General features: G+C 40.2%; 27 protein-coding genes. 13 read left to right on the top strand and 14 right to left on the bottom strand.

What is annotated here, in order from left to right:
• Positions 1-66 precede the first annotated feature (66 nt).
• Positions 67-633: an elongation factor P gene (efp, locus tag CH365_RS14450; protein WP_100769266.1), complete on the bottom strand. Its 567-nt coding sequence runs from the start codon at positions 631-633 to the stop codon at positions 67-69.
• Positions 634-813: 180 nt separating this feature from the next.
• Here efp and CH365_RS14445 point away from each other — a divergent pair, with 180 nt between their 5' ends.
• The 7 genes from CH365_RS14445 to CH365_RS14410 all read left to right on the top strand — a co-directional run bounded on the left by CH365_RS14445 (position 814) and on the right by CH365_RS14410 (position 5,865).
• Positions 814-1,722, top strand: a complete 909-nt coding sequence (locus CH365_RS14445) for a phosphate ABC transporter substrate-binding protein (RefSeq protein WP_100769265.1) — start codon at positions 814-816, stop codon at positions 1,720-1,722.
• A 63-nt stretch (positions 1,723-1,785) separates the two neighbouring features.
• Positions 1,786-2,106 (top strand): hypothetical protein, encoded by a 321-nt coding sequence (locus CH365_RS14440; protein WP_100769264.1) that lies wholly within the window; start codon positions 1,786-1,788, stop codon positions 2,104-2,106.
• Between the two features lie 272 nt (positions 2,107-2,378).
• Positions 2,379-3,488, top strand: a complete 1,110-nt coding sequence (locus tag CH365_RS14430; RefSeq protein ID WP_100769263.1) for a KamA family radical SAM protein — start codon at positions 2,379-2,381, stop codon at positions 3,486-3,488.
• The gene (locus CH365_RS14425) at positions 3,472-4,020 is read left to right on the top strand and encodes a hypothetical protein (RefSeq protein ID WP_100769262.1); all 549 of its coding nucleotides are present in this window, start codon (positions 3,472-3,474) and stop codon (positions 4,018-4,020) included. Before CH365_RS14430 ends, CH365_RS14425 begins: the two co-directional genes overlap by 17 nt.
• Positions 4,021-4,098: 78 nt before the next feature.
• On the top strand, positions 4,099-4,305 hold the full coding sequence (locus tag CH365_RS14420; protein WP_100769261.1) for a hypothetical protein: 207 nt from the start codon (positions 4,099-4,101) through the stop codon (positions 4,303-4,305).
• 47 nt (positions 4,306-4,352) lie between these two features.
• Positions 4,353-5,108 (top strand): hypothetical protein, encoded by a 756-nt coding sequence (locus CH365_RS14415; RefSeq protein WP_100769260.1) that lies wholly within the window; start codon positions 4,353-4,355, stop codon positions 5,106-5,108.
• Between the two features lie 145 nt (positions 5,109-5,253).
• Complete coding sequence (locus CH365_RS14410) at positions 5,254-5,865, top strand: dihydrofolate reductase family protein (RefSeq protein WP_100769259.1); 612 nt, start codon at positions 5,254-5,256, stop codon at positions 5,863-5,865.
• 415 nt (positions 5,866-6,280) lie between these two features.
• On the opposite strand, the gene CH365_RS14400 is transcribed toward CH365_RS14410, so the two are convergent.
• Positions 6,281-7,864: a phytoene desaturase family protein gene (locus CH365_RS14400; protein ID WP_100769258.1), complete on the bottom strand. Its 1,584-nt coding sequence runs from the start codon at positions 7,862-7,864 to the stop codon at positions 6,281-6,283.
• An 85-nt stretch (positions 7,865-7,949) separates the two neighbouring features.
• Between CH365_RS14400 and CH365_RS14395 the strand changes: the two genes are divergently transcribed.
• Positions 7,950-8,570, top strand: a complete 621-nt coding sequence (locus CH365_RS14395; RefSeq protein ID WP_100769257.1) for a TetR/AcrR family transcriptional regulator — start codon at positions 7,950-7,952, stop codon at positions 8,568-8,570.
• A gap of 79 nt (positions 8,571-8,649) precedes the next feature.
• On the opposite strand, the gene CH365_RS14390 is transcribed toward CH365_RS14395, so the two are convergent.
• From CH365_RS14390 to CH365_RS14360, 7 genes are all read right to left on the bottom strand, one after another.
• On the bottom strand, positions 8,650-9,681 hold the full coding sequence (locus CH365_RS14390; RefSeq protein ID WP_100769256.1) for an SAM-dependent methyltransferase: 1,032 nt from the start codon (positions 9,679-9,681) through the stop codon (positions 8,650-8,652).
• 29 nt (positions 9,682-9,710) lie between these two features.
• Positions 9,711-10,502 carry a DUF1295 domain-containing protein gene (locus CH365_RS14385; protein ID WP_100769255.1) on the bottom strand — a complete coding sequence of 264 codons (792 nt, stop codon included), beginning with the start codon at positions 10,500-10,502 and terminating at the stop codon, positions 9,711-9,713.
• Between the two features lie 25 nt (positions 10,503-10,527).
• Positions 10,528-11,010, bottom strand: coding sequence for a DUF2062 domain-containing protein (locus CH365_RS14380; RefSeq protein ID WP_100769254.1), 483 nt, complete (start codon positions 11,008-11,010; stop codon positions 10,528-10,530).
• A complete protein-coding gene (locus tag CH365_RS14375) occupies positions 11,007-12,305 on the bottom strand; it encodes an SAM-dependent methyltransferase (protein ID WP_100769253.1) in 1,299 nt (432 codons plus the stop codon). The genes CH365_RS14380 and CH365_RS14375 overlap by 4 nt, the downstream gene beginning before the upstream one ends.
• Complete coding sequence (locus tag CH365_RS14370) at positions 12,292-13,074, bottom strand: DUF1365 domain-containing protein (RefSeq protein ID WP_100769252.1); 783 nt, start codon at positions 13,072-13,074, stop codon at positions 12,292-12,294. Before CH365_RS14370 ends, CH365_RS14375 begins: the two co-directional genes overlap by 14 nt.
• Positions 13,065-14,384: an NAD(P)/FAD-dependent oxidoreductase gene (locus tag CH365_RS14365; RefSeq protein WP_100769251.1), complete on the bottom strand. Its 1,320-nt coding sequence runs from the start codon at positions 14,382-14,384 to the stop codon at positions 13,065-13,067. The genes CH365_RS14370 and CH365_RS14365 overlap by 10 nt, the downstream gene beginning before the upstream one ends.
• A 162-nt stretch (positions 14,385-14,546) precedes the next feature.
• Positions 14,547-14,996 carry a YqaA family protein gene (locus tag CH365_RS14360; RefSeq protein WP_100769250.1) on the bottom strand — a complete coding sequence of 150 codons (450 nt, stop codon included), beginning with the start codon at positions 14,994-14,996 and terminating at the stop codon, positions 14,547-14,549.
• 238 nt (positions 14,997-15,234) lie between these two features.
• Here CH365_RS14360 and CH365_RS14355 point away from each other — a divergent pair, with 238 nt between their 5' ends.
• Together CH365_RS14355 and CH365_RS14350 are read left to right on the top strand one after the other, a co-directional pair.
• Complete coding sequence (locus CH365_RS14355) at positions 15,235-16,491, top strand: HAMP domain-containing protein (protein ID WP_100769249.1); 1,257 nt, start codon at positions 15,235-15,237, stop codon at positions 16,489-16,491.
• Between the two features lie 207 nt (positions 16,492-16,698).
• Entirely contained in the window at positions 16,699-17,391 is a 693-nt protein-coding gene (locus CH365_RS14350; RefSeq protein WP_100769248.1) for a hypothetical protein, read from the top strand.
• Between the two features lie 5 nt (positions 17,392-17,396).
• On the opposite strand, the gene pyrF is transcribed toward CH365_RS14350, so the two are convergent.
• The 4 genes from pyrF to speD form a co-directional block, all read right to left on the bottom strand.
• Positions 17,397-18,206 carry an orotidine-5'-phosphate decarboxylase gene (gene pyrF / locus CH365_RS14345; RefSeq protein WP_100769247.1) on the bottom strand — a complete coding sequence of 270 codons (810 nt, stop codon included), beginning with the start codon at positions 18,204-18,206 and terminating at the stop codon, positions 17,397-17,399.
• A complete protein-coding gene (gene speE / locus CH365_RS14340) occupies positions 18,206-19,048 on the bottom strand; it encodes a polyamine aminopropyltransferase (protein ID WP_100725017.1) in 843 nt (280 codons plus the stop codon). Before speE ends, pyrF begins: the two co-directional genes overlap by 1 nt.
• 9 nt (positions 19,049-19,057) lie before the next feature.
• Complete coding sequence (locus CH365_RS14335; protein WP_100769246.1) at positions 19,058-19,924, bottom strand: S-adenosylmethionine decarboxylase; 867 nt, start codon at positions 19,922-19,924, stop codon at positions 19,058-19,060.
• A gap of 117 nt (positions 19,925-20,041) precedes the next feature.
• On the bottom strand, positions 20,042-20,428 hold the full coding sequence (gene speD, locus CH365_RS14330; protein ID WP_008596834.1) for an adenosylmethionine decarboxylase: 387 nt from the start codon (positions 20,426-20,428) through the stop codon (positions 20,042-20,044).
• A 230-nt stretch (positions 20,429-20,658) separates the two neighbouring features.
• Between speD and CH365_RS14325 the strand changes: the two genes are divergently transcribed.
• Complete coding sequence (locus tag CH365_RS14325) at positions 20,659-21,075, top strand: hypothetical protein (RefSeq protein WP_100769245.1); 417 nt, start codon at positions 20,659-20,661, stop codon at positions 21,073-21,075.
• Between the two features lie 35 nt (positions 21,076-21,110).
• On the opposite strand, the gene CH365_RS14320 is transcribed toward CH365_RS14325, so the two are convergent.
• A complete protein-coding gene (locus tag CH365_RS14320) occupies positions 21,111-21,599 on the bottom strand; it encodes a DUF2505 family protein (protein WP_100769302.1) in 489 nt (162 codons plus the stop codon).
• A 161-nt stretch (positions 21,600-21,760) separates the two neighbouring features.
• Between CH365_RS14320 and alr the strand changes: the two genes are divergently transcribed.
• Entirely contained in the window at positions 21,761-22,894 is a 1,134-nt protein-coding gene (gene alr / locus CH365_RS14315; RefSeq protein WP_100769244.1) for an alanine racemase, read from the top strand.
• 18 nt (positions 22,895-22,912) lie between these two features.
• On the top strand, positions 22,913-24,052 hold the full coding sequence (locus tag CH365_RS14310) for a 1-acyl-sn-glycerol-3-phosphate acyltransferase (protein ID WP_100769243.1): 1,140 nt from the start codon (positions 22,913-22,915) through the stop codon (positions 24,050-24,052).
• Positions 24,053-24,062 lie beyond the last annotated feature (10 nt).

The raw sequence follows: 24,062 nt of genomic DNA, 5'->3' as shown, positions 1-24,062 counted from the left end.
TTAGCTCCGCACCCTCAAGCGGCAGTTACGGCCTCTTGTGTATATAAAGGCCGCTTTTATAAAACCTTATTTATTAACTCTCTCCACGTAGGTAAGATCTCGCAAGTCGATCCGGATAGAATCTCCTTGTTTGATAAAAATAGGTACGTTGATCTCTCCACCGGTTTCTACAGTTACTCTTTTGAGAGCAGTCCCGGAGGTATCACCTTTTAGCCCCTCTTCCGCATAAGTAACTTCCAAGATCGCAAAGTTCGGAGGAGTCACTCCGATCGGTTTACCTTCGTAGAAGGAAACTTCCATAGCAGTCTCTTCCTTTAAGAATGGAAGGATATCCTCTAAATATTCTTTAGACACGGGAAGCTGTTCGAAGTCATTCGTGTCCATGAAGATAATATCATCGCCCTCGGAGTAACAGATGGTCATCTGTCTCTTTTCCAATTCTACGGATTCTAATTTTTCCGCAGCCTTGAAGGTCCTTTCAATGGAACTACTACGGACCAGATTCTTTAATTTTGTACGGATAAAGGCTGATCCCTTTCCCGGATTCACGAATTCGCTTTTTACAACGGAATAAAGTTCTCCTTCTACCTTGAGAACCATTCCTTTTCTAACTTCAGTAATGCCTAAGTTCATAAACGACCTAAAATAAAGATTACGCTCTTTCTATATCCTTGTAGGAAAGCCGGGTGTCAAGCGATGTACTCGGGCTACCTTCGTTAATTGTAATATTTCAAGCCCAAAATCCGTTCGACTTTTCCCCTTACAAGAGGAGAATCCCCCTTTGGAAAAGATTTCCGGAGAACCAAAGATTCGATGAAACAAAAATTAACGCTATTACTCCTTCTGTCTGCCGTACTATCGGTGGCCAATTGTAAAAAAGAACCCTTACTGATCACAGGCTCAGAAACCATGCATACATTATTGAATGTGGTAGCCGCAGGATATGCTAAGAAGAATCCGAATATAGAAGTCACTGTCCAAGGAGGAGGTTCCTTCGAAGGGATAGAAAAATTATTCGAAGCCAAAACGGATATAGCCGCTTCCTCCAGACCCTTAACTCCGGAAGAACAAACCCAGTTCGAAAGAAAGGGAAGATTTGAGAATGTACTAATCGGATACGATGGGATAGCTATCGTAGTAAATCCTGCAAATACTGTTTCCAAACTTACATTGGAACAGATTTCCAAAATATTCTCCGGAGAGGTAAAAGATTGGTCCCAAGTTGGCGGCAAACCTGGACCAATCCATGTGGTTCTACGAAATGATAAGAGTGGGACTGCTGCTTATTTCGAAACTCATATCTTAAGACAAAGAGACTTAGGAGAAAAAGAATACCAAGCTTCCAAGAAGAAAGAGTTTATTAAGGATGCTAAGGTAGTAGCGGATAATGATGAGATGGCAGATCTGATCGAGAAGGATACCGCAGCCGTAGGATTCATGGGAATGGGAAGTGCACAGATCCAGAACAAAGGAAAAGTGAAAGCGGTTCCTTATTCCAAAACCGGAAAGGATCCTTTTGTAGAGCCGAGTATCCAAAATGTTTCCGAAAGAAAGTACAAACTTTCTAGAGGGTTGTACCTATTTTATCTCTCCGATAGAGGTAAAAAAATTGATGAGTTCATTACTTATATCACTTCGGAAGAAGGACAAACAATGGTGCTGAAAAGCGGCTATTTAAGAAGTACATTAAGTACTGTAGAAGTAGAAGCCACTAAACCATAAATTCCGATTTCTCTCCGAAAAAAGGTTGCGAAAGCCGTTTTATTCCGTCTAAGGTTAGATAGTATGAAGCGGCTTTGGCTCTTGCCTCTGATTTTATTCATGGCAGTCGCCCTCTTTAGCGAGGTCGTGGCCAGAGATTATAGTACCGCTAAAAGTTATTCCTTCCAAAAGAAAGCAAGGACTCAATCCTTCCGAGATGGTGACGACCAAGGACTTCCCTCTTTATTCTCTCCGAGTGTAGACGATGCAGTCATTGGGCTAATCACTAAATTCTCCCAAACAGCTTCCGGATTAAAGAGTAGTCTTCTTCCGAATGATGCTGGTCGCAATTTTCATTTTCACGCCCTAGCATATCGTTATCTTTTCCTTCCCCCTCCGGTCTGACCGGTTTTCATTCTGTAAGTCCTCGGGAGGACTTTTTCCCCGTAAAAAGCATGAATGCGGTTTCGGGCAAAATTCCGCTTCGGCAAAAACAGAAAACGGGAAATCTTGCTCATCCTTCTCCTAAGTCTCCAACTTTAACAGATGGGCATTCTCCTCGAGGTTATATAAATAAACGACTCGAATGGAAACCTGTGTTTGGTTTCCTTCTTTTTTATACGGATACTCGGTTGACTGGAATTGCAGGCATGAGAATCCATCAGTAAGAGGACTTCTTGGAACTCGTTTCATCACATCCAAAACAAAAGAAAGTTTCCGAATCGGAATGGTTGGATTGGAAATGGCAGATCCAAAATCGGATCAAAGATGGATCCGAATTGGAAAAAACTATCCGGATCAGTTCCGAAGAAAAAGAAGCATTGCTCACCTGCTCTGAAGTGTTCAACTTCTCCGCTACTCCCTATTATCTTGGCCTCGCAGATCCTGAGGATCCAAATTGTCCTATTCGATTACAAGTTTTACCAAGAAAAGAAGAGTTACATACAAGAGCCTGGGACCGAAGAGATCCTCTGGCAGAAGAATCCTATATGCCTGTCAAAGGAGTGACTCATCGGTATCCAGACAGAGCACTTTGGTACCTATCTCATGTATGTGCAGTCTATTGTAGATTTTGCACACGGAAAAGAAAGGTATCCCAATCCGCAGACACACCAGGTGCAGAAGATTGGAAAGACGCGATCCATTATTTTCGAGAACATACTGAGATTAAAGAAGTGATCCTTTCCGGAGGAGATCCTTTAAATCTTTCCGATTCCAAACTGGACTATCTTCTTTCCGAATTAAAATCGATTCCACATATCAATCAGGTTCGTATCCATACAAGATACCCTGTTACACTTCCTATGAGGATTACACGTGAGCTTTGCCAGGTACTCAAAAAACATTTTCCGATCTATCTGGTTACACATTTCAACCATTCCAAGGAACTCACTGAACTGGTAAAAGAAAGGATTGGGATGCTCGTGAAAGAAGGTGCAGTCACTGTCTTAAATCAGGCTGTACTTCTGAAGGGGATCAATAATTCTGTAGGAGCTTTGACAGACTTATTCTACGGACTCACCAAAATCGGGATCAAACCCTATTATCTGCACCAATGCGACGAGGTATTCGGATCTTCTCATTTTAGGGTCCCAATCGAAGAAGGTGTGGAACTCATGAAACAGATCCGAGGAAGTATTAGTGGACTCTGCGTACCCCTATACGTCGTGGATCTGACAGGTGGAGGAGGAAAAGTCCCCCTGCCTGCAAACTATCTGGAAGAAACCAAAACTTCTTCTTATGTATTCCGAAATTATAAAGGAGATCTGTATGAGATCGGTTTTTAGAGTTATCCTTCTACTCATATCCGCCCTGGCCCTAATAGAATGCAAAAGCCACCAGGAGAATCCGACCTCGGTCGTAGCTGAAAATCCGTCGGCACTTCGACTGAATTACGACGTAGTATATTATACCGGCGGACATTCCGTTTTACTCAACTCAGGAAGATTATTCGCCAGGGGACTCTTCTACGAATGTAAAATATCAGACACGAATTCCAGTTTCGAAAATTTCAGGGCTTCCTCTTATACGGAGGATAATTCCAACGATTTCAGACAATTGGTATCCGAAACGGATCAGTCGAAATTCAATTCTAGACAATTCCAATATTTCCCGATGGGGGAAAATTCCAGGGCAACAGTATTTTCAGGCTGCGCCAAAGGATCCGGAGCAGAAAAATGTTACGTCCGTTGGGAATGGCAAAAAGAAGCCTTCATATTCGTATTCGAAACCCAGTTGGAAAACAAAAAGGGATTGGGCACTGCGGAATTGGGAAAAGAGTTCCACGACTTTGTAAGCCGGGGAATAAAAGCGTTTTAAAAGTGTATTTTCTTGACCGATTTCGATCCGGAAAGTATTTTATCCGGCGGGGAGAAGAGATCCCGGGGATAAGATAAAATGTGGTTAAAATTGGGGGATACCGAGGTCATTAATCTAGACTATATCTCCTCCATCAAAAAGAACGTGGCGGCAAACTCCATAGAGATCACCTACCATGACTTCAACCATGTAAAATCACTTCCTTTCGGAGATCCGGAAGATAGAGATCGGGCCTACAAAGCTATTTTGGAAAATCTTTCCAGGATGCGTTTGTTTTTCGAATAATAATATCTTCTAATATTCCTAGAGTAGAGACCAAAGCGATCTAAGCCATGGAACGAATTAAAGAAAATCTATCCAGCGTCTCCTCCCTAAAACCATTCGAACTTATATTTTTCGGTTCTAGACAAAGGGGAGAAGGAGACGAATCCTCTGACTTTAACTTCCTCGTACTCGCAGATCCTTCCGATCAGCTCAAAGGAAATTTTATCCGAGAGATCAATAGGGCTATGGAACCGCTCCAAAGCCAGGGACAGGTAAATTTACTCGCAGCAGACTGGGACGGATTTCGAACTAGAATGAGAAGTTACGACCCTGGAGCCATCCATATCTGTGAGCTGGGTGAGCCTTACTTCGGCTCAGAATACTTTCCAGTCATCAAAGAAGAATGGGACAAGCTTAAAGCCGAGCCTATTGACGGAAACAACGCCAGCAAATATTTAAGAAAACGTTATAGATTCTACAAAGGAATCGTTCCTCGTAATACTAAGGAAGATGTGGTCCGAATGGAAAGACTTCTCACAGTCTATCTTCAAAACTGGATGTTCCGACATATCGAAGATCTTGGAATTGCAGAGATCGTAAACTCGGATATCCCGTCCAGGATCGGACCAATGTTCCGTGCGCTGTACTCTAAGGAAGCAAAAGGAAATACTTTAGAATTACTCGAACTATATGAAGAAGTTCTAAAGTTAAAGAAGGAACTCCGCTCCCCTGATTCCCATTTCTCCGTGGAAAGATTCAACCAACTCAAAGAAACTCTCCGTTTCGAAGAAAAAGAGATCCGTATTTTAAAACTGAACTACTAAGGTTTGGCCACCACTTTGTTACGCAAAGACCGGGCTGTTACGGGATCACTTCTCGCAAAATTTTTATCCATAGCAAAGACTTAGTTAGACTAGCGTTTTCAATTATGCTAAAATACTAGTTCATAAAAATGAAAAGAGCGGGATTATGAGAAAAATAATATCTTTAGCCTTCCTTTCACTCGACGGAGTTATGCAAGCTCCTGGAAACCCTACAGAAGATACATCCGGAGATTTTACATTAGGAGGCTGGTGTTTTCCTTATTGGGATGAAGTTCTAGATAAGACCATGGGTGAACAAATGGGCCGCCCATTCGATATGTTACTAGGAAGAAAAACATATGATATCTTCGAAGAGGCATGGCCCAAGATAGATGCGGAAAGTATCATCAACAAATGTAAAAAATACGTAGTGACAAATAATCCTATAAAACCAGAAACTCCAATCTGGAAAAATTCAATTAGAATCGATGGAAACGTAGCAGAAAAGATCAAAAAAATAAAAGAAGAAAGTGGGCCGGAGATCCAAGTCCACGGAAGCACAAACTTACTCCAAACATTATTAAAACATAATTTGATAGATGAACTCTGGCTCAAAATTTATCCAGTGGTTATAGGAAAAGGGAAAAAATTATTCGGCGAAGGTTCTATCCCAGCGGCTTTTCAGCTAATAGAGAGCACAGTCAGCACGAGCGGAGTGATTATCGCAAATTATAGATTAGCAGGACAAGTCCAAACTGGATCTTTTTCCCCTGATTGAGAAAAGGTGTTATTAGATGGAGATCCTTCGTATGTAGGAATTCCAACGAAAGGATGAAAGCTCGCCCCCACCCTACTTTGGGAGGGGGGAGTGGCCCGTGGGCATTTCGAAAATTTTCAATATCACAAAAACATCATTCTCGCAATCGATATTTCTGAGATAATCTTGTAGGAGCTCCTACAAATTTTTCTTAGCAAAATTGTTTACTGCAACGGCTAAGATTGAATCAGCAATTTCTTCTCCCCAGATAGAACAGCAGACGGAAAGGATGAGATCCAGGAAATTCTCCAAAGTCAGGACCGGAAGCCTCCGGTAAACGTGGAATCGTTTTACGAGCCTTCAACCCCTGCCATATAAGAACAGGGGACAAAAGAAGGCTCGTAGTATAAAATGGGATTTCCTTCATTAGAAATTTCTAATTTCTTAACTCTCTCAGTAGATTTGCGTTGCCGGTTACCGCCAAAGCAGCAGCTAAGCCCCCCATCATCGCGCCTGCAATCCCCGGAGAAGCAGCATCAGCACCGGTTAAATACAGACCCTCAACAGGAGTTCTGACGTCGAACCAAGGGCATTTTTCCTTTTTGTATCTTTCGGGTACACAAGCCAAACCATAGATAGCTCCGTCCGGATGAGAAGTAAAATGTTCATTCGTGATCGGAGTGGAAAGTTCAGCAAATTCGACCAACTTAGTAAGACCTGGGAACCTGGACTCCAATGTGGTAAGGATACGATTTATGATCTTCTCCTTAAATTCCTTATACTCTTCTCCCCTTTTCTTCCAAGGTTCGTCTTTCCATTCCGCGAAATTAGCATAATCAGTGAATGTGATCACATCCATGGTATGAGATTTTGCTTCTGGATTTTTTAGACTTGGAAAAGAGAGATATAGGTTCGGTATTTCATCACTTTCCGAAAGCCAATCATTTCTTTCCGAAAAATTCTTATCATGATCAGGAGAAGCGAAAATCCAATAATTCTCCCCACTAAATCCGAATTTCGCAGGACTCTCGGAAAGACCAAGATAGAGGCAAATACTTGTAGTCATTCTTTCTCTATTATAAAAATCTTTTAGATCCTTTCTAAAAGATATCGGATATGAATCGGGGATCAATTTTGTATAAGTAGGATAAGCTCCCGCACATGAGATTACAACCGGAGCGAAAAAGTCTCGCTCATGACCTTCTCCCCTTAATGCTTTTGCTTTAACCCCTACTACCTTTCCATCCTTGATCAGGATTTCTTTTGCTTCTACGGAAGAAAGGACTGCGCCCCCATTTTCCTCTAAGATCGGTTCTATCGAATCGAAAATTTTACCGGCCCCCCCTACTGGATAATAACCTCCATTAATATAATGCTGCACGAGTGTTGCATGCATCGCAAAAGCCACTTTAGAAGGTGGAAGTCCGTAATCTCCCCATTGAGCGGCTAAAATCCCCTTCAAATCCTCACTCTTGAAATTTTTATCGAAATAATCCTTGAGAGTTACTACATTCCCTTCTCCCAGTATCCCGATGAGAGAATCCAAAGGTGGAGGAGAAAGTCTCATCATGATCGCCTTTCCAAAAAGGACTGAAATTTTTCTAATATCTTTTAAATATCTTTCAATAGCTTCCTCTTCCTCAGGGAATTGACTGATCAGATCCGATTTAAACTTTTCAGGATCTCCGTAAATATCGAAGTTTCGAGTAGGGAAAACCAAACGTTCGAAAGGATCAGGCATTCTTTTCCAAGTGAGTTGCCCGCGAGTGATCTTATCCGAGATCTTCTTACAAAGCCCGCCTTCATGCATATCACCTACATAATGAATGCCCACATCCCAATGATACTTTCCTTGTTTTCTCTGGAACTCATGTGTAAAACCGCCCGGTTGAAAATGTTTTTCCAAGACCAAAACTTTTTTCCCTGCTGACTGGGCCAAAAGACTGGCGGTAGTTAGGCTTCCCATTCCGGAACCTATAAATATAATATCGAATTCGTTTCCTACTTGATCAATATTCATTGACAAAACCTCTTATTCGCATTCAATGTGAACACTGAACACATTCAGTTTTATAATTAGAACCCTCAATGTAATACATGTCAACATGAAAAATTCCCAAGAAAAAAATTCATACCACCACGGAGACCTAAAAAGGGCCTTATTGGACGCCTCCGTAAAGATCTTAAAAGAAGAAGGTTATAAGGCCTTAAGCCTCAGAAAAGCCGCCACCTCGGCCGGAGTCAGCCAATCTGCTCCTTATCGGCATTATCCAGACTTGGAATCCTTATATGCGGACATCGCGGAAGAAGGTTTTAGAATGTTGGCAGAAAAACAAAAGAAATTAAGAGCAAAATATAAAAAAAGGCCATTACTTCTATTCAGGGAATCCGGAGTTTCCTATGTAGAATTTGCATTAGAAAATCCTGATCTATTTCGGATTATGTATGGAAATCAGATCGAAAGCCATTTAAAATACGATTCTTTGATCAAAACCGAAGACGAAACGTTTCAAATCATCGTTGAGATTATCAGAGATTGCCAAAAAGCAGGACTAATCCCGGAAGGAAATGCAGAAAAAGCGGCCACTTCCGCCTGGACAATGGCCCATGGAGTCGCGGTATTATTATCAGGCCAGCAGATGATGTTCAGATCTATCGAGATAAAACAAGCAAGAAAGATCACTAAGGACTTAATCCAATTCTTATATACCGGATTGAAAGCATAATAATCGAGAGTTAAGTTTTAAGGGATAAACAGATTCCAATTTCTGCAATTAGTATAAAGACCTAGGAGTTATGTTGTTTTTATTTCTTATCGAAAAGATAATGTGAAACGATCCATTCTTCTCCGTTTCTGTATTTCCAAAGTTCTGCGCATGCCATAAAGAAAGTTTTCCAATAAACAAACCATTTTACTGCTTGGTCTTTACCATACGTTTCTGCCAAAATTTTTAGGACTTCTTTCTTATTCTTATACATATTGGAAAGCCAAGCTTCGGAAGTAAGCGCGTAATTTTTACCGTTTACTACCCATTGGTCGGAGATCTGAAAATCCTTTTGGAAATATAAAAATAGATCATGAGAAGGCATCTGCCCTCCCGTAAAAAAATATTTAGCCATCCAATCAGTATCATCCACAACTTCAAAAGGATATGCGAACTTTTTATGAGTAAATATATGTATGAAAAATTTTCCCTTCGGTTTCAGAAAGCTAGCCAGTTTTTTGAAGAGGACTTCATAGTTTTTCATATGTTCTAACATTTCTACCGATATGATCCGATCGAATTTCAGATTTGTTTTGAATACATTCATATCTGCAGTAATGATATTCAGGTTTTTCAAACCTCTTTTCTTGGCCTCTGAATCTATGAATTTTTTTTGGCTTTTAGAATTGGAAACCCCTGTTACTTTGCATTTCGGATACTTCTCCGCCATATAAAGAGAAAGAGATCCCCAACCACAACCCAGATCCAAAACGTTCATCCCGTTCTCGAGTTCAGCTCTTTTGCAGGTCAGATCCAACATCGTTCTTTCCGATTCGTCTATGCCTACATCATGAGAAGTCCAGTAACCCGAGCTGTACTTCATATATTTTCCCATGACCAATTTGAAAAAAGAAGAAGGAACTTCGTAGTGTTGCTCATTCGCAGCTTGGGTATCTACAGCAATCGGAGATTGTTTTAAGGAATTTACATACTGGATTAGATGTTCCTGATTTTTCTCGAGACTCCCCTTGTCTTCCGTTCGGAGCCTAAGACGCAGAAGTTGACGTATCCTGAATCGGATCAACCAGTCCGGGAAAATATCTTTTTCCATTAGAGTGTAGATCAAATTCATATTTGAGTTTCCTTTATTCTAACTTAGATCTACTTCTTGGGAAACCAAGGGAAGAATGCACTGGTCCTGGATTTGTATTCCAAATAAAGATTCCCCTTCGATTTCAATTGTCCGATCTCATTCAACGGGATCCCAGTGATCTTAGTTAAAAGAATAAACATAACTAACGGAGAGATGAGACCGAGCCATCCCCAAGGAGACGCAAGAGAGACTAAACCAAAAGAAATCCAAATCACCCATTCAAAAAAATAATTCGGATGCCTGCTATATCTCCAAAGACCTACATCGCAAACCTTTCCTTTATTTGCAGGATCCAATTTGAACTCGGCCAATTGGAAATCGGCAACTGATTCTCCCCATAACGCAATTATAAAAATACTAAGACCTATCAATTCCAATGGATGAGTTTGTATGGAAGGATTCAGTGCAGGAAATAGAAAAGGAAGGCTTAAGATCGTTCCTAAAATTCCTTGGAACTGGAACACATTGATGAAAAATTTTCGATCCACCTGATCCCCGTAATCCTTCCTAAATTCAGTATACCTTGCATCTTCGTGACCGGTTAAAACTCTTGTGGTGAATATAAAATAAGAAAGTCTCCATCCCCAAACCGTAGCCATAAAAGCAAAAATCGCCTTTCTTACGGAAAAAGCGTCGCCTAATAGAAAATATACGATTGCAACCGTAGAGATGCAGAGCCCCCATCCTACGTCTACGATCGAATAGTTTTTAATGAGCTTTCCGACTAACCATAGAAAGCTCATCAGAAAGAATATAACCACCCAGGCGGTAAACATCAAGGATACGGCTTTTTCGTACATTAGGATACTCCGATATACATGGATTTTATTTGCGGACGATTTGATTTGCTTTTTTGACCAGGATCAATAATAGAAAATAGGAAATTCCCGCGGGTATCGGCACCATACAGGTCCAACCCAAAACCGCATACACTGCAGAATGAGAAAGACCTTCCCAAAGTTGAGAACTATCTCCCTCTACAAGCTTATAAGCCCAAGTGAGATCCAGCTCCTTACCCGATAAATAAGCCCCCAATTTCAAAAAAGGTATAATTAGAAAAACTTGAAATGGATACATCGCATAATTTGCAATCTGAATCGAAACTGGGTTCAATCTTAAGACAAATCCTAGGAGAGCGCATAATGCCATCGTAGTTCCTATCAAAGGGAAGATTCCTATCGCTCCTCCAATTGCTAAAGATAAAGCTATCTTTTCCGGACTAGTTCCGGTTTTTAATTCTTCTAGAATCCTTGCTTTGGCTTTTGCGAAGAAGGATGGTTTCAATTCCTGGTTTTCTAATTTTGTCACTGAGAATTCAATCCGAGATTATTCGGCCTGGTATATACTACCTGCACTACGCTGATATTTCTCATATGGAAGGCTGCGGCGCAATACGAAAAATAATATCTCCATTTGCGTAAAAAGGATTCGTCATAACCCATACCTGCGATTGAGGGAAGATTTTCTTCGAATCCTTTCTGCCATGACATGAGAGTTCGATCGTAATATTTGCCTACATCTTCCAGTTCGTGGAGGAACATATTTCCAGTTTTATTGATTGCTTCATTGATTCGAGCAATAGAAGGCAAAAGTGACCCGGGAAAGATATGTTTTTGGATAAAATCCACTCCCTTTCTAAAAGACTCATATCTGGAATCAGGACAAGTGATGATCTGGTGAACCATAAGCCCTTCTTTTTTCAAGACTCGATTACACATTGCAAAGAAGTCCTCGAAATATTTATGACCTACAGCTTCTAACATCTCTACAGTTACGATTTTATCATAAGAGCCCTGCACTTTTCTATAATCTTCGAGTCGGACTTCGATTTGATTTTCAAGACCCATATCAGAGATCTTTGTTTTTGCAAACTTGTATTGTTCTTCGGAGATCGTATAAGAAGTTACTTTGCATCCATAATTTTTAGCTGCGTAAGTAGAGAATGCACCCCAACCGGTCCCGATCTCTAAAAGATGATCGGCAGCTTTTAGTTTCAATTTTTTGCATAAGCTTTCAATTTTCGCAATTTGCGCTTCTTCCAAAGATTTTGCCGGATCGGAAAAATAAGCACATGAATAAGTCATGGTGGGATCTAAGAACTTTTTATAAAAATCGTTTCCTAGATCGTAATGTTCTGAAATATTCTTTTTACTTCCTCGAACCGAATTATTTCGGAACAAATGTAAAAGTCGATTTCCTAGATTCATTAATGTGAGGTGAATAAAATTTTTATTAGAACCGCTCACAGATGGTGTACTTTCTAAATTTAATAAAAACCAACAAATGATCGCACGAATATCGTCAGTATCCCAATCGCCGTCCATATACGATTCTGCAAGGCCTATATCTCCGTACAATACTAACTTTTTGAAAAATTTTCTGTCTTTCACTTGTAAGATCGCATGATGAAACTCAGGAGGATCCGGAGAATTAGGATTTCCTAAATATCTTTGCCCTCCGTCGGGAAAGAGAATACGCAACGATCCTCTTTGCATCCTCGACAAGGCAGAGAAGAAGATTCTTTCATAAAAACTTAAAGTTCCGATCTCGGAACCCGTGGTTTCCTGTAACGGTTCTACTTTTACAATATTATCGCCTTCCAAGATGCAATCCTCTTTGTTTGTCTATCCCTTCATTCTTTCGAATGAAAGGGATTTTTTTCAGGTAAAGAAGTAAGGCCTGCCAATGGATGAGCCCGATCACCCTAAGCGTTACAAAAGGATACTTTAAGAACATCCGGATTAAATTTAGATCAGTCAGATCCAAAACATTTCCGGTATAAGTTGTCACCATGACTCTTTCTCCATTTTCGAAAGCGTCTATTCTTAGGTTTACCCTTCCACCTTGGGGCGGATTTAAATAAAATTCGAACTCTGAGTCCAAACCGACGAACGGAGATACGTAGAAGAACTTCCCTTCTTTCTTTTTAAATCCTTTTTGATCAAAGGATCCTTTTCCAAGGAAGTATAACTTCATTTCTCCGAATGTATTTCCAACCTCGACAACGGCACATATTGGATTTCCATCCTTATCCTCTGCGAAATAAAACGATACCGGATTAAAGACATAGCCGAATACTCTCAGGTTGGTGATTAGCGTTACCTTTTCTACCTTTTCTTTGACTCCTTCCTGTCTTATGTACTCTAAAAAATTTTCTTTTATACCTTCTTTTCCGAAGTTTAAATGATCCTTATCGTTAAAACTAAAGGCCCGAAACTTATTATTTCCAAATATCCATAAACGATCGTTTATTAGGTCAAGTTCGTCGAGGTCCAATTGAAATGTAAAGATCCCGTAATTGAACCGATTCGGTTTAGGGATCTTACGATCATGCATGACCCTGGCTTCGACTATCTTGGAATTTAGTCCCATACCTTCCTTCCTAGCAGGGTCTCCGACAATTCTTTAGCGGACCAAAAAGCATCCTCATGAAATCCGTATCTAAAATAACTTCCGCAGAAATAGATCGGACCTTTTCGATTCAGTTCGGATAATCTACCTTGCGCTTTTAAAGAACCGACATGAAAAAGAGGATGTTCGTATTTTATCCTTTTCAAGATCTTTTTAGGATCCACAAGCCCAGGATCTCCTATAGATAGAAAATAATCCTTCTTTTTGGAGACTCCTTGCAAACTATTCATCCAATAGATCGTATGCGGATGTATCTGTCCCTGGATTTTATCCATTCTATAATTCCAAGAAGACCAAGTTGATCTTGTGTTTGGCATTACCGAATCATCCGTATGTAGGGTCGCAATATTATCTTGATACTTAAACTGAGACAATAATTCCTTCTGCAAAGATGTAGGCTTTTTTAAAATAGATAAGGAACTGTCCGCATGACAGGCAAGTATGACCTTATCAAATATTTCCGACTTTTTCCCTTTAAATATAAGCTTGGCCTTTCCTGGCGAAGTGACTTCTACACCTAATACTTGTAAGTTGGTATGAAATCGATTTCGATCGGGCGACATCAACCTTTTTACATATTCTATAGAACCTCCATCCACCGTATACCATTGGTGTTGAGTGTTCAGTCCTAAGAATCCGTGGTTCAAGAAAAAGCGCACTAAAGAATAAGCGGGGAATTCCAACATCAGATCTTCCGGAGTAGACCAAACTGCTGAGCTCATAGGTACAAGATAGTACGTTAAAAGGTCGGGATGATACCCTTCGTCTTTTATGTACCTATGCAAAGAGTATTCTTTATATTTAGGATCTTCTAAGATCTTGGGAGATTCTTGGTTGAATCGATTTATATTTAAGAGCAAACGTAAAAAACGAAAATTGAATATATTCTTTCTTTGAGCAAATAGACCTTTCCATCCGGAACCACAAAATTCTAGATGATCGGGAACATGCTGCACACTAAAAGACATACTAGTCTTTTTAGTAGGCACATTCAATTTTTCGAAAAAGCGTTTTAAGTTGGGATAAGTGACATGATTGAATACTATAAATCCGGTATCAATCGGGATCTCTTTTTCTTCTTCCGGTACGAATACTGTATTTGTGTGACCTCCAACATAGTTTGCTTTTTCAAATACTGTGACATCGTAATCATCTCTTAGAAAATAAGAACAGCCCATTCCGGCAATGCCTGAACCTATGATGGCAAGTTTTTTCTTTTTGGGATTGGAGATCAGTTTCGATCTCTTTTTAGGCGGAGGATTCTTTTTCAAAAACTTCCTTCTTCCTTATTGTTTTGTATGTTGTTAGAGAATCCTTCGAGAAAGGATCCAAAAGGTTTCTCTATAGACTTAGTTTTTACAAATACGGTTTGGAAAAAATTTTCCAGAGCTCGGTCATTAAAAGGTAAATCGGAGTTTTAGTAAAAACAAAAATTACGGGCGAAAACCGTAAGCAAGGGCGAGGTATCTTAAGATTCTGAGAGAAAATACTATCAAGACAAAGATCCAAAACTTTTGGCGGAAAAACCCCGAAAGCACAGTGATTGGATCTCCTACGAACGGGAGAAAAGAAAATCCCAATGCCCAGTATCCCCATCTAGACATTTTTTCCGCCCAGCCAGAATATGTTTTTGATTCAGAGATCCGTTCTTCTATTTTTTTTCCGAACCAATAACCTAAAGAATAATTGAAAGCACATGCTGCACAGTTCCCAATCGAAGCCCAAAATACTGCTTCTCCCGGAGAAAGTCCGGACCAGATCGCTCCCATAAGTGCCGCCTCTGAACTAAAAGGTAGCAAGGTGGCCGCCGCGAAAGAAACCAGAGTCAATCCGGGGCCTGCATACGCCTGTAGAAGTTCCGACAAAAATTTTGAAAGTTCCAATCAGTTCTCCAGGCCTAGATTTTTTTAAGTTTAAATCCAATTTCAAATGGTCCTTTCGGGCCTTGGATTGGATATGTAAAGTAAGACGATTTTAATAGAAGAGTGCCTACAGAGGAAGAAAATCCGTTAAGCTCGATTTAAAATCCTTCTCATTTTTATCCGGGAATAGCCTAATTTTTCGTTTTACCTCGGCAAAGACCTAAAAACAATACGAAGCAAGCGGTAATAGCTGCTTCGTATGGACATCTTCCAGTTTTCCTACCATTCTATTGGTTATATTTCAGGGACCATATTCACGGTTTTCCTGATCATCTCTTTGTTGAAACTAAAAGGAAAAACTGTACAGGCATGGATCTTAGTAATTTACCTATTATTTGTACTTTTTTTGAATTTCGGATTTTTGGTCCGTACTTCTTTGTTTTTGCCTTCCCTTTCTAAACCCGCCTGCTTCTTGATCGCGCTATATACTTCATTTTCAAATCTAGTACTTTTGTATTTTATATATTCGTTTTTCGGAATAGACCGCAAAAAAGAATCCAGAATCGCATTATTAACATTATTCTCTGCAGGAATGTTTGGATTTTTGTTCTATGTTTTGAAGAATATCAACTCAGATGTATCTTATAATTTCAGCATTCAAATGTTTGAATTCCAGAACCCTGCATCTACGGCTCCAATGGGTTCCATTCATTTTTTGACATTCATCTGGATCTTGGTCGTGATCTTAAGAGAAAATATCAATGTAAGAAAGGGACTTTCATTTGAGCCTAATACAAATGCAATAATAGAAAAAGAAAGAGCCATCCAAATGTCCCGCAATTTCGGTTTGGCAATCTTACTGCATGGATTATTCTCTCTTACTTATACTTTTTACGGATTGGGTTATCTTTCTTTTTCCAATTTTCAATTGATACTAACTTCTGCCACAAGCTTGCAGCTCTTCTTTTATACGGTGCTGTATTTGAATTATTTCCCGGAACCTTCTTCTTTTATGATCAAAATACTAGGAGTTTCTTTGGCAACCGTATTGATTCTTCTTTGTGTGGTTGCTCGGATTAGTTTTGTACTGATCGAAAGTCATTATGACGAAGCAAAAAAAACGGAAATAGAAAATTTAAGAGAAAACCTAAAATTAGGCAGAGGTAATATTCTACCTAAGGATGTGTTGTATTTAATTTCCAGTTCGAACCCAAATAATACGTCTCGATCTGATTCTTCCGATAATAACGAAGGAGAATATATCTCCAAAAGAATGTACAGAGTATTATCTCTTCCTGAAAATAAACCTGTATACATTATCTGGTACACATTCTATTCGGAAGGCAGGATTTATGAAATAGGTTATCCTTATGAATCTTATAGCAAGATGATCCATTCTATCGTTTCGATCATAGCTTTGATTCTGATTTCTTCTTCCATATTTTTGATTCTTGCCCTTCCCTACTTGATCCGAAAAGGACTTAGAGATCTCACTACAGACCGAATTGCTCTATAACTTAGAACAACAAATACTTAAAAAACAAAATTTTAAAAATTTTCTAATTGAGAAGGAACCGTTATCTAGATCGGATCGGTCTACCCTCTGTATAATATCTATGCGAATAAGAACTATTCTCGTTTTATAAATTACTTTCTATAGGGAACCGATTAGTAATACAAAAGATCCAATCCGTTTAACAAATATTAGGCGGTGACGATTCAAATGAAAAGTTTACTTTTAGGGATAGCGATTTGTATTCCTGCAATGCAGATCATGGCAAAGGACACTTCTACTGACATAAGCCAAAACACAGCATGGACTATAAAGTTAGGAGCAGGACGAGGAGAAGTCCGAAACGAAAATAATGACTATGGAACGAGTTCCGCATATAGGATCTCTGCCGAGTACAATCCCAGATATTTCGGTTTGGAATTGGGAGCAACCAACTCGAACTACTCCATTAAAAAAATGGAAGAGTGGGACAAAAATATCGCTCTGATCTTTTCTGAAGGGCAACCTGTTTCCTATATCCAATATTTAAACTTCGGTAAAGCGATCGACAAAGGCGAGTTTGTGAAAATGAACTTCTTAGACATAGGTACTACATTCCATTTTCGTCCCGGCAAAACCTTGGATCCATACGTTTCTTTGGGAATCGGGATAGGAAGCTCGGATGCTAAATCTTATCGTGTTTTTGAAAGACTAGGCTTAAGGGCTAATTTTGAGAGAGCGTTTCTGTTTTTAGAAGCGGAAGCTTCTAATATTCATAGATATATTTCTGGAACCGATCTGGCTTACCAAGATTATAGTGCATGGATTGGAGTCGGTTCTTATCTAGGAACGATCGAATCTAAGGCAGAAACTCCGACAGATAACTCTCGCTCGGATAAGTTGGAGGCATTTGCCTTCCGATAAGGATTTTAACTAAGTAGCTTTCTCATCTGCTCCGTAATTGAGGAAGCTGCTTTTCCCGCTGCCTGAGCGAAATCAGGACCGGAAGAAGAAAATATAATACTTCTGGAAGAATTGACCAAGGAGTTCTTTCCACAAACGGAAATCACTTCTTCTAAGGAGGCACCTTGGGCTCCATATCCAGGAATCAAAAAGATACGATCCGGATGAGCTTTACGAATTTCTAATAATTCCTTAGGATGAGTGGCTCCGACGACCAGGCCCACATTTTTAGTAGGGAATTTTTCACTCAGAGCCGCGACTTCTCTGTATAAGGTCCGACCTGTTTCGGAGAATGTTTTTTTCTGCAATTCGGATGAATCAGGATTAGAAGTCAGACAAAGTAAGAATACCATTCTGGACTCGTCTTCGACAAAAGGTTTGATCGTATCAGAACCCATATAAGGAGAAAGAGTAAGCGAATCCACTCCCAATTCTTTGAAAAAGAACTTAGCATACTGTCTTGCAGTATTATCTAAGTCTCCTCGTTTTGCATCCGCAACGATCGGGATCTCAGGATAATTTGTTTTAATATGAGAGATCAGTCTTTCAAACTGTTCGATTCCTTTGGAACCGAACGCTTCGAAGAATGCAATATTCGGTTTATAAGCAACCGCATATTCTGCGGTAGCATCTACGATCTCTCTGGAGAATACGTAAAGTTTGTCAGAGGTTTTTTCTAAGGAAGGAGGAAGTTTAGTAATGTCGGGGTCGATTCCAACGCAAAGAAGGGAGTTTAATATCTCCCTTCTTTTTACGAATTTGGAATAGAAATCCATTATTTTCTTACGATGTACTCTTGCGCGAATGGAGGAAGAGTAAACGCAGCCTTATGGATTTCGGCAGAGTAGTATTTTAAACCTTTTGGAACTCTATTCGGATCAGGTTGAACCTTATAGGGATCCGGTCCTTTGGAACAATAAGTAAAACCTATAATTCCGGAAGGATAAGTAGGAACCACTGTGAAATAATATCCACAATGATCGAATACCTGAGGAATGAATTGGAATAATTCCTTAATTATTTTTCCGTGATAATAAAAACTTTCCGCCTGACTGGTGCAGATCCCGCCTTGTTTTAAGGAAGCAGCCATTGTCTCATAGAAAGGTCTTTTAAATAAAACTTCTGCAGGGCCGACAGGATCGGAAGAATCCACGCAGATCACGTCGAAGTATTCCTTATAATCCTGAACGTATTTAGCTCCGTCTTCGTATGCATGAACCACTCTTGGGTCCTTCATTGCATTTGCGATCTCCGGGAAGTATTCGTAACAAACGTCTACAACTCCCTTATCGATCTCACAAAGATGTACTTCTTTTACGGAAGGATGTTTTAGGATCTCACGAACGGTTCCGCCGTCCCCACCACCGATCACTAAAACTTTTTCAGGATTCGGATGGCTCATCATAGGAACGTGAGCGATCATTTCATGATACGCGAACTCGTCCGCTTCGGTCATCATGACCACTCCGTCAAGAGTGAACATTCTGCCAAAACTTTGGGATTCGAATACGTCTATTTTTTGAAAAGGAGTCTTACGAGAATGTAAGAACTCCTTCACTCTAATCTTGAGAGCCCTTCCGTTAGGTAACTCGAGGGTCTCGTCTAGCCAAAGTTCCAATAGTACCTCTTAGAAGCGGTTTGTTACTGTAAGACGCATTGCAGCGCCTTTGAAAAATTTGCGAGTAAACTCAGCCGCAACTTTAGGATCGTATCCTTTACAAGAGAAGATATCGATATAAGAAGTATTGGTATCGTTTGCGAAGTGAGCAGAGATACAAGAAGTCTCAATCAACTGCACCATGGAGTAACCGGCAACACGATCGTCTTCTCCGAAATATACCACTTGGGTTTCACCGAAACGTTTCATTTCGATTAGATCGCAGAGTTCGATTACGTATTGTTTGATTGCATCCGCGTCACGAATCAAAGCCGCGTCACAGCTTTCCAGATCGATGGAGGTAAGAAGTCCCCATGCTCCGTCTTTGAAAGGCTCGTATACTTTCAATTCAGGATCGGATTCGATCTTGGATTGGATATACGTAGGGAAACTTCCATTAAAACGTTTACGGACGATTTCTGACTCTTCGTTGCGAGCCCATGCGAGTTCAGGATTTTTCATCGCAGGATGATAAGTGATCTCTTGGCCGGCTTCGATGTCACGAAGAGCAACCAGAGTGATATCCCCCTGAAAACCGCAGTTTGCATCCGCAGATTGGCGGATATAATGAACGGAATCAATTCCGTCATCATGCAAAGGAGAAACCAGGTAGAAGTCCTTATGGACTCTATGAGGAGAAGAAAGTCCGGAAAGTCCTGCAAGTTCATTCTTATGAACTGCTTTTCCTCCCCAAACTGCTACAACTTCTCCTGCAGAGATAGTTTCCTTCGTGTAAAGGAAAGCTTCTCCCTTATCAGTGGTAGCGATTTCGATACTATTTCTTAGATAAGAAAAACGATTAACAATTTTAAGTTGGTCTTGGATCTTTAGGCTCATTCTCTGATACCTCTCCTCATTAAAGTTTGAAAATAAGTGAAGTCGACCCTTCCTCCCGGAGAGGGGAACTCGTCTTTATCAATTAGGGTGTTTCCGGCTCTGCCGGAGAGAAGATACTTATTTCCCAACTGGTTTGTGAGGTAGGTCTACGCCAAGTTTCAACAAACCGCGCTTCATTTCCACTACGGAGATGCTCTTCGAGCCGAAGCGTTCCTTGAGATATTCCAGAGCTGCCTGATTATCGATTAAGTCTCCGCAAGTGAAGACGTCGATAGCGCAATAACCGTATTCTGGCCAGGTATGTATAGCGAAATGGGATTCGCTCACGACAACCACACCGCTCACACCAAACGGGCTAAATCTATGAAAAACAGATTTAACTGTGGTGGCACCGGAGAGGTCGACTGCCTTCAACATGATATCTTCTACCAATTCGTGATTGTTGATGGTCTCGTAATCACACTCATAAAATTCTGCAATTACGTGCTTTCCCAATGCGTTCATCTACTGCCTGACACCTCCGAACCGATTTTGGTTTAGTAACCGAGCATGCGTATGACTATGTTTTTTTGTCAACTCTCTACGTAAATTTATATTTATTTTTTCTGTGCAGCTTTTTCTAAGATCGGAAGATCCTAAAAAGATATTACATTAGAATTTCCTGACGAGTCTAGTCTAAGAATCACATAAGGAGAATCATCATCAAAAATACACGAATTCAAAAATGGGTCCTTTTGAGCTTTTTCGGGCTTTTTTGGGGTATTTTAGGTACGCTGATTTATATAGGCAGAGATAAGTTTAGCTTCTGGAAAACTTCTTCTTTTGTTTTTCATTCCAAACAAGAAGCGATCGCGAGCGCAGAGAAGAACGAAAAAAAAGGAATCATACTTCTCTTAACTCCTAGAGCTTGCGGTGACTGTGGCGTAAGTACCACACTCCTAGAGGAATTAGATTCTTTAGGTTGGAGTATTGTTAGATTGGAAGAAGAAGATCCCGATTACGAAACCATCCTCTCCGACGATAGATTCTCAGAAATACTGCCGGCGATACAAGAATCTAAACCCGCGTGGGGAGTATTTAATTTGGGAGAGGAACTTTTGATCACGAGACCGGGATTGCCCAGCAGATCGGATCTAGAAACGATTTTGTAATAAAGAAGAAGCCGCAATGGGCTTCTTTCCAAATTTCAATCTCCCTTTTTCAGGAATTCGGAGATGGAGTTCTTGTCCTTCTCCAATGAATGTCTATGGATCTCTTCGATCACTGTTTCAATCACGGAGCCCATTAAGAATACTCCGGAGTTGACTTTAACGTCGTAACTTCTCTCGGATTCACCAGGACCAATCTCCTTGTATACGGAGAACCCTTTGATGGTGACTATGGAATCGTTTCCCGGAGGAGCGATCGTAAATTCATGGGTATTTGTAGAGATATCGAATACGGAATCTTCCAAAAGAGAAGGATCCGAAAGAAGTGTAGCAAGCACCTTTGGCAGGGATTCGGCTAACTTTACCTTTCTTTTTTGGTAAACTTTGTTTCCCTCTTTTCTTTCCTCCAATAATTCCACGTTTTTCAATTCGGGGAATCTATCTAAATATTTGTATCTATCTTCTCTTGCTCTGAGTAGATCTTGGAGGGGAACTGGGAAAGTTTGTACTACTTTATATTGTTTCATCCGGGGTTCCTGAGGAATTTGATTAGCCGTTTCTCGGGCAGTCTGTTTGTATTTCCCCGCTCGGGAAACCCTTTTTTCCTCTCGGTCGAAAGGAAAAATCCGAATGACAGACAGGCCGTAAAAGGGGCTCATGACTGGAGATCCTGCGCTAATTTCAAAGAATGAAAGACAGAACTTGGATAGAACTTTCCAGAGCGGCGATCTCAGCGAACCTAAAAAATTTTCGCGCCCTTCTTTCCACTAAGACCTTACTGACTGCAGTCATCAAATCCAACGCTTACGGTCATGGACTTTTAGAAACTGCCGAGCTTGCTTTTCAAGGAGGAGCGGATCTTTTCGGGGTAAACTCTTTGGAAGAAGCAAAACTTCTCCGTGGAAAATATCCTGAGTTTAAGATCTTGATCATGGGGGAAACTCCTGGCCTCGCGGAGAGGATCTCCGAAGTATCGGACCCGAATTTTTGGATCATAGTATCACGAACCGAAGAAGTAAGAATTTTAACAAATTGTAAACCTTCTCCTAAAATCCATCTGAAGGTGGATACCGGAATGGCTCGTTTAGGTTATTCGGGCACGGACTTGGAAAGAACACTTTCCGAAATCAAATCGGAAGGATTGAAGATAGACGGGATCGCTACTCATTTCGCCAGTACAGAAGATGTGTTAGAGCAGAAGTATTCCAAAGAACAAATGAAAACTTTTTCGGAAGCGATCCTTCTCGCAGAAAAGTTCGGATTTAAAAATTTAGTCAAACATGCGTGTGCTTCCGCTTCTACCATGTTATTTCCGGAAGCTCATTATGATTTGGTTCGTGTGGGAATATCTCTCTACGGTCTTTGGCCGAGTTTACAGACTAGACTTTCCTTACATCTAAGCGGCAAAAAAGATTTTAACCTTTCTCCGGTTCTTTCTTGGAAGACTAGGATCGTTCATATCAAAACCGTTCCGGAAGATAGTTTTGTGGGGTATGGTTCTACTTACCAAACAAGTGCGTCAACTCGGATCGCAGTGGTCCCTGTAGGTTATTATGAAGGCCTCGACCGAAAACTTTCCAATAATGGAGTCATGCTTGTAAACGGGAAAAGAGCAAAGATTCTAGGAAGGATCTGTATGAACATGACCATGTTGGATATCACACATATCCATGATGCGGAAATCGGGGATGTGGTCACGATCTTAGGCAAAGAAAGAGAAGAAGAAATCTCCGCAGATGACCATGCAAATTGGACTTATACGATCAATTATGAAGTTACCACTCGGATCAGCGAGTCGGTCCCCAAAAAAATAGTAGAGTAAAAAGAGAAGAGGAACTGCATGACTTCCATTTCCGAAAAAGAAAGTTCGAAACAAGTTCAGCCTGTATATACAACTAAGACTTATAGTTTTATGATCAAAATTGTATTCAAGGCGAGAAGAATTCTATTCGATGCTTTCGAAGAACATTTTCCTGCAAGTAATCCTAAAAAAATCCTAGATGCCCCCTATCCGTCCATTCTAATGGCCAATCATGTTTGGGAGGGAGATGTTCCCGCTCTTGCGGCCGTTTACCCGCATGTTCATCCTTCCATTAAATTCGCGATCCCAGCCAGAGAAGATATATTGGGAAAAGATTTTTTAGTGAAGGAATTCAAACCGAAAGGGCTTCTCAAACTTATCTTCTTACTCATAGATAAATCTGGACTTATTCCTAAATATATGGATTATATCGGTTGTGTTCCGATCAAAAGACCATTCAGAGACAATGCAAGAGAACTTTTGAAAAAGGGACTTTTGAGGGATATGGTAGACCAAGAATGGGGTTATCTATCCGACAGAATTTCAGAAGGTAGAAATCTTTTCCTTTTTCCGGAAGGAGTTTTTAACCAAGATGGGTATATGGCTCAGGTGAAAAAGGGAGTCTTTTTTCTCAGATCTAAATTCAAAAATTTGAATTTTACATCTTTCACTTTGACTTACGATTATTTCTCTTCCAAAAAATCGGAACTCCATATAGGTTATGGGGGACAATTCCCGATTCCGGAAAATGCAGACGCAGATCAGGTTTCGAGTATAGTAAAAGAAAAATTAGGAAGCGGTTATACGATCACGGCCGGAAATTTGGCTTCTTATATGGTCCTAAAATTCGAAGGAAAAGCAAAGGAAAGTAAGGAGAAATTATTTTCAATTCTACTATCCTTAGCGGAGAAGATCAAGAATACTCATCCTGAAATTTATATTTCCGAAAAATTCAAAACGGAAGCATTGAAACATGCATTCGATTCTTTTTTAGAGAAGGCCAAAAAAGGTGGGTTCGTCCAATTAGAAGGAAATGATATAGTTTTTTTGGAAAAATTATTTCAGATCCCGAAAGATCTTCATAATTTAAAGAAAAAAAATCTGGTCTTATATCACAGAAACCAACTCACGTACCATCTTCCTAAATTGGATACGGTTTGGTCCACGATCAGCGCCTGAGGAGTAATAT

Source organism: Leptospira neocaledonica (assembly GCF_002812205.1).
Classification (GTDB): domain Bacteria; phylum Spirochaetota; class Leptospiria; order Leptospirales; family Leptospiraceae; genus Leptospira_B; species Leptospira_B neocaledonica.
The sequence above is the reverse complement of the archived record's forward strand: the minus strand, read 5'-3'. Positions and strand labels throughout refer to the sequence as shown.

Coding starts and splice junctions, on each gene's coding strand:
- CH365_RS14420 (WP_100769261.1), top strand. CDS start 4,099: ATGTGGTTAAAATTGGGGGATACCGAGGTCATTAATCTAGACTATATC.
- CH365_RS14310 (WP_100769243.1), top strand. CDS start 22,913: ATGACTTCCATTTCCGAAAAAGAAAGTTCGAAACAAGTTCAGCCTGTA.
- CH365_RS14440 (WP_100769264.1), top strand. CDS start 1,786: ATGAAGCGGCTTTGGCTCTTGCCTCTGATTTTATTCATGGCAGTCGCC.
- CH365_RS14400 (WP_100769258.1), bottom strand. CDS start 7,864: ATGAATATTGATCAAGTAGGAAACGAATTCGATATTATATTTATAGGT.
- CH365_RS14395 (WP_100769257.1), top strand. CDS start 7,950: ATGAAAAATTCCCAAGAAAAAAATTCATACCACCACGGAGACCTAAAA.
- CH365_RS14385 (WP_100769255.1), bottom strand. CDS start 10,502: ATGTACGAAAAAGCCGTATCCTTGATGTTTACCGCCTGGGTGGTTATA.
- CH365_RS14370 (WP_100769252.1), bottom strand. CDS start 13,074: ATGGGACTAAATTCCAAGATAGTCGAAGCCAGGGTCATGCATGATCGT.
- alr (WP_100769244.1), top strand. CDS start 21,761: ATGAAAGACAGAACTTGGATAGAACTTTCCAGAGCGGCGATCTCAGCG.
- CH365_RS14410 (WP_100769259.1), top strand. CDS start 5,254: ATGAGAAAAATAATATCTTTAGCCTTCCTTTCACTCGACGGAGTTATG.
- CH365_RS14320 (WP_100769302.1), bottom strand. CDS start 21,599: ATGAAACAATATAAAGTAGTACAAACTTTCCCAGTTCCCCTCCAAGAT.
- CH365_RS14445 (WP_100769265.1), top strand. CDS start 814: ATGAAACAAAAATTAACGCTATTACTCCTTCTGTCTGCCGTACTATCG.
- efp (WP_100769266.1), bottom strand. CDS start 633: ATGAACTTAGGCATTACTGAAGTTAGAAAAGGAATGGTTCTCAAGGTA.
- pyrF (WP_100769247.1), bottom strand. CDS start 18,206: ATGGATTTCTATTCCAAATTCGTAAAAAGAAGGGAGATATTAAACTCC.
- CH365_RS14335 (WP_100769246.1), bottom strand. CDS start 19,924: ATGAGCCTAAAGATCCAAGACCAACTTAAAATTGTTAATCGTTTTTCT.
- speD (WP_008596834.1), bottom strand. CDS start 20,428: ATGAACGCATTGGGAAAGCACGTAATTGCAGAATTTTATGAGTGTGAT.
- CH365_RS14350 (WP_100769248.1), top strand. CDS start 16,699: ATGAAAAGTTTACTTTTAGGGATAGCGATTTGTATTCCTGCAATGCAG.
- CH365_RS14415 (WP_100769260.1), top strand. CDS start 4,353: ATGGAACGAATTAAAGAAAATCTATCCAGCGTCTCCTCCCTAAAACCA.
- CH365_RS14355 (WP_100769249.1), top strand. CDS start 15,235: ATGGACATCTTCCAGTTTTCCTACCATTCTATTGGTTATATTTCAGGG.
- CH365_RS14425 (WP_100769262.1), top strand. CDS start 3,472: ATGAGATCGGTTTTTAGAGTTATCCTTCTACTCATATCCGCCCTGGCC.
- CH365_RS14390 (WP_100769256.1), bottom strand. CDS start 9,681: ATGAATTTGATCTACACTCTAATGGAAAAAGATATTTTCCCGGACTGG.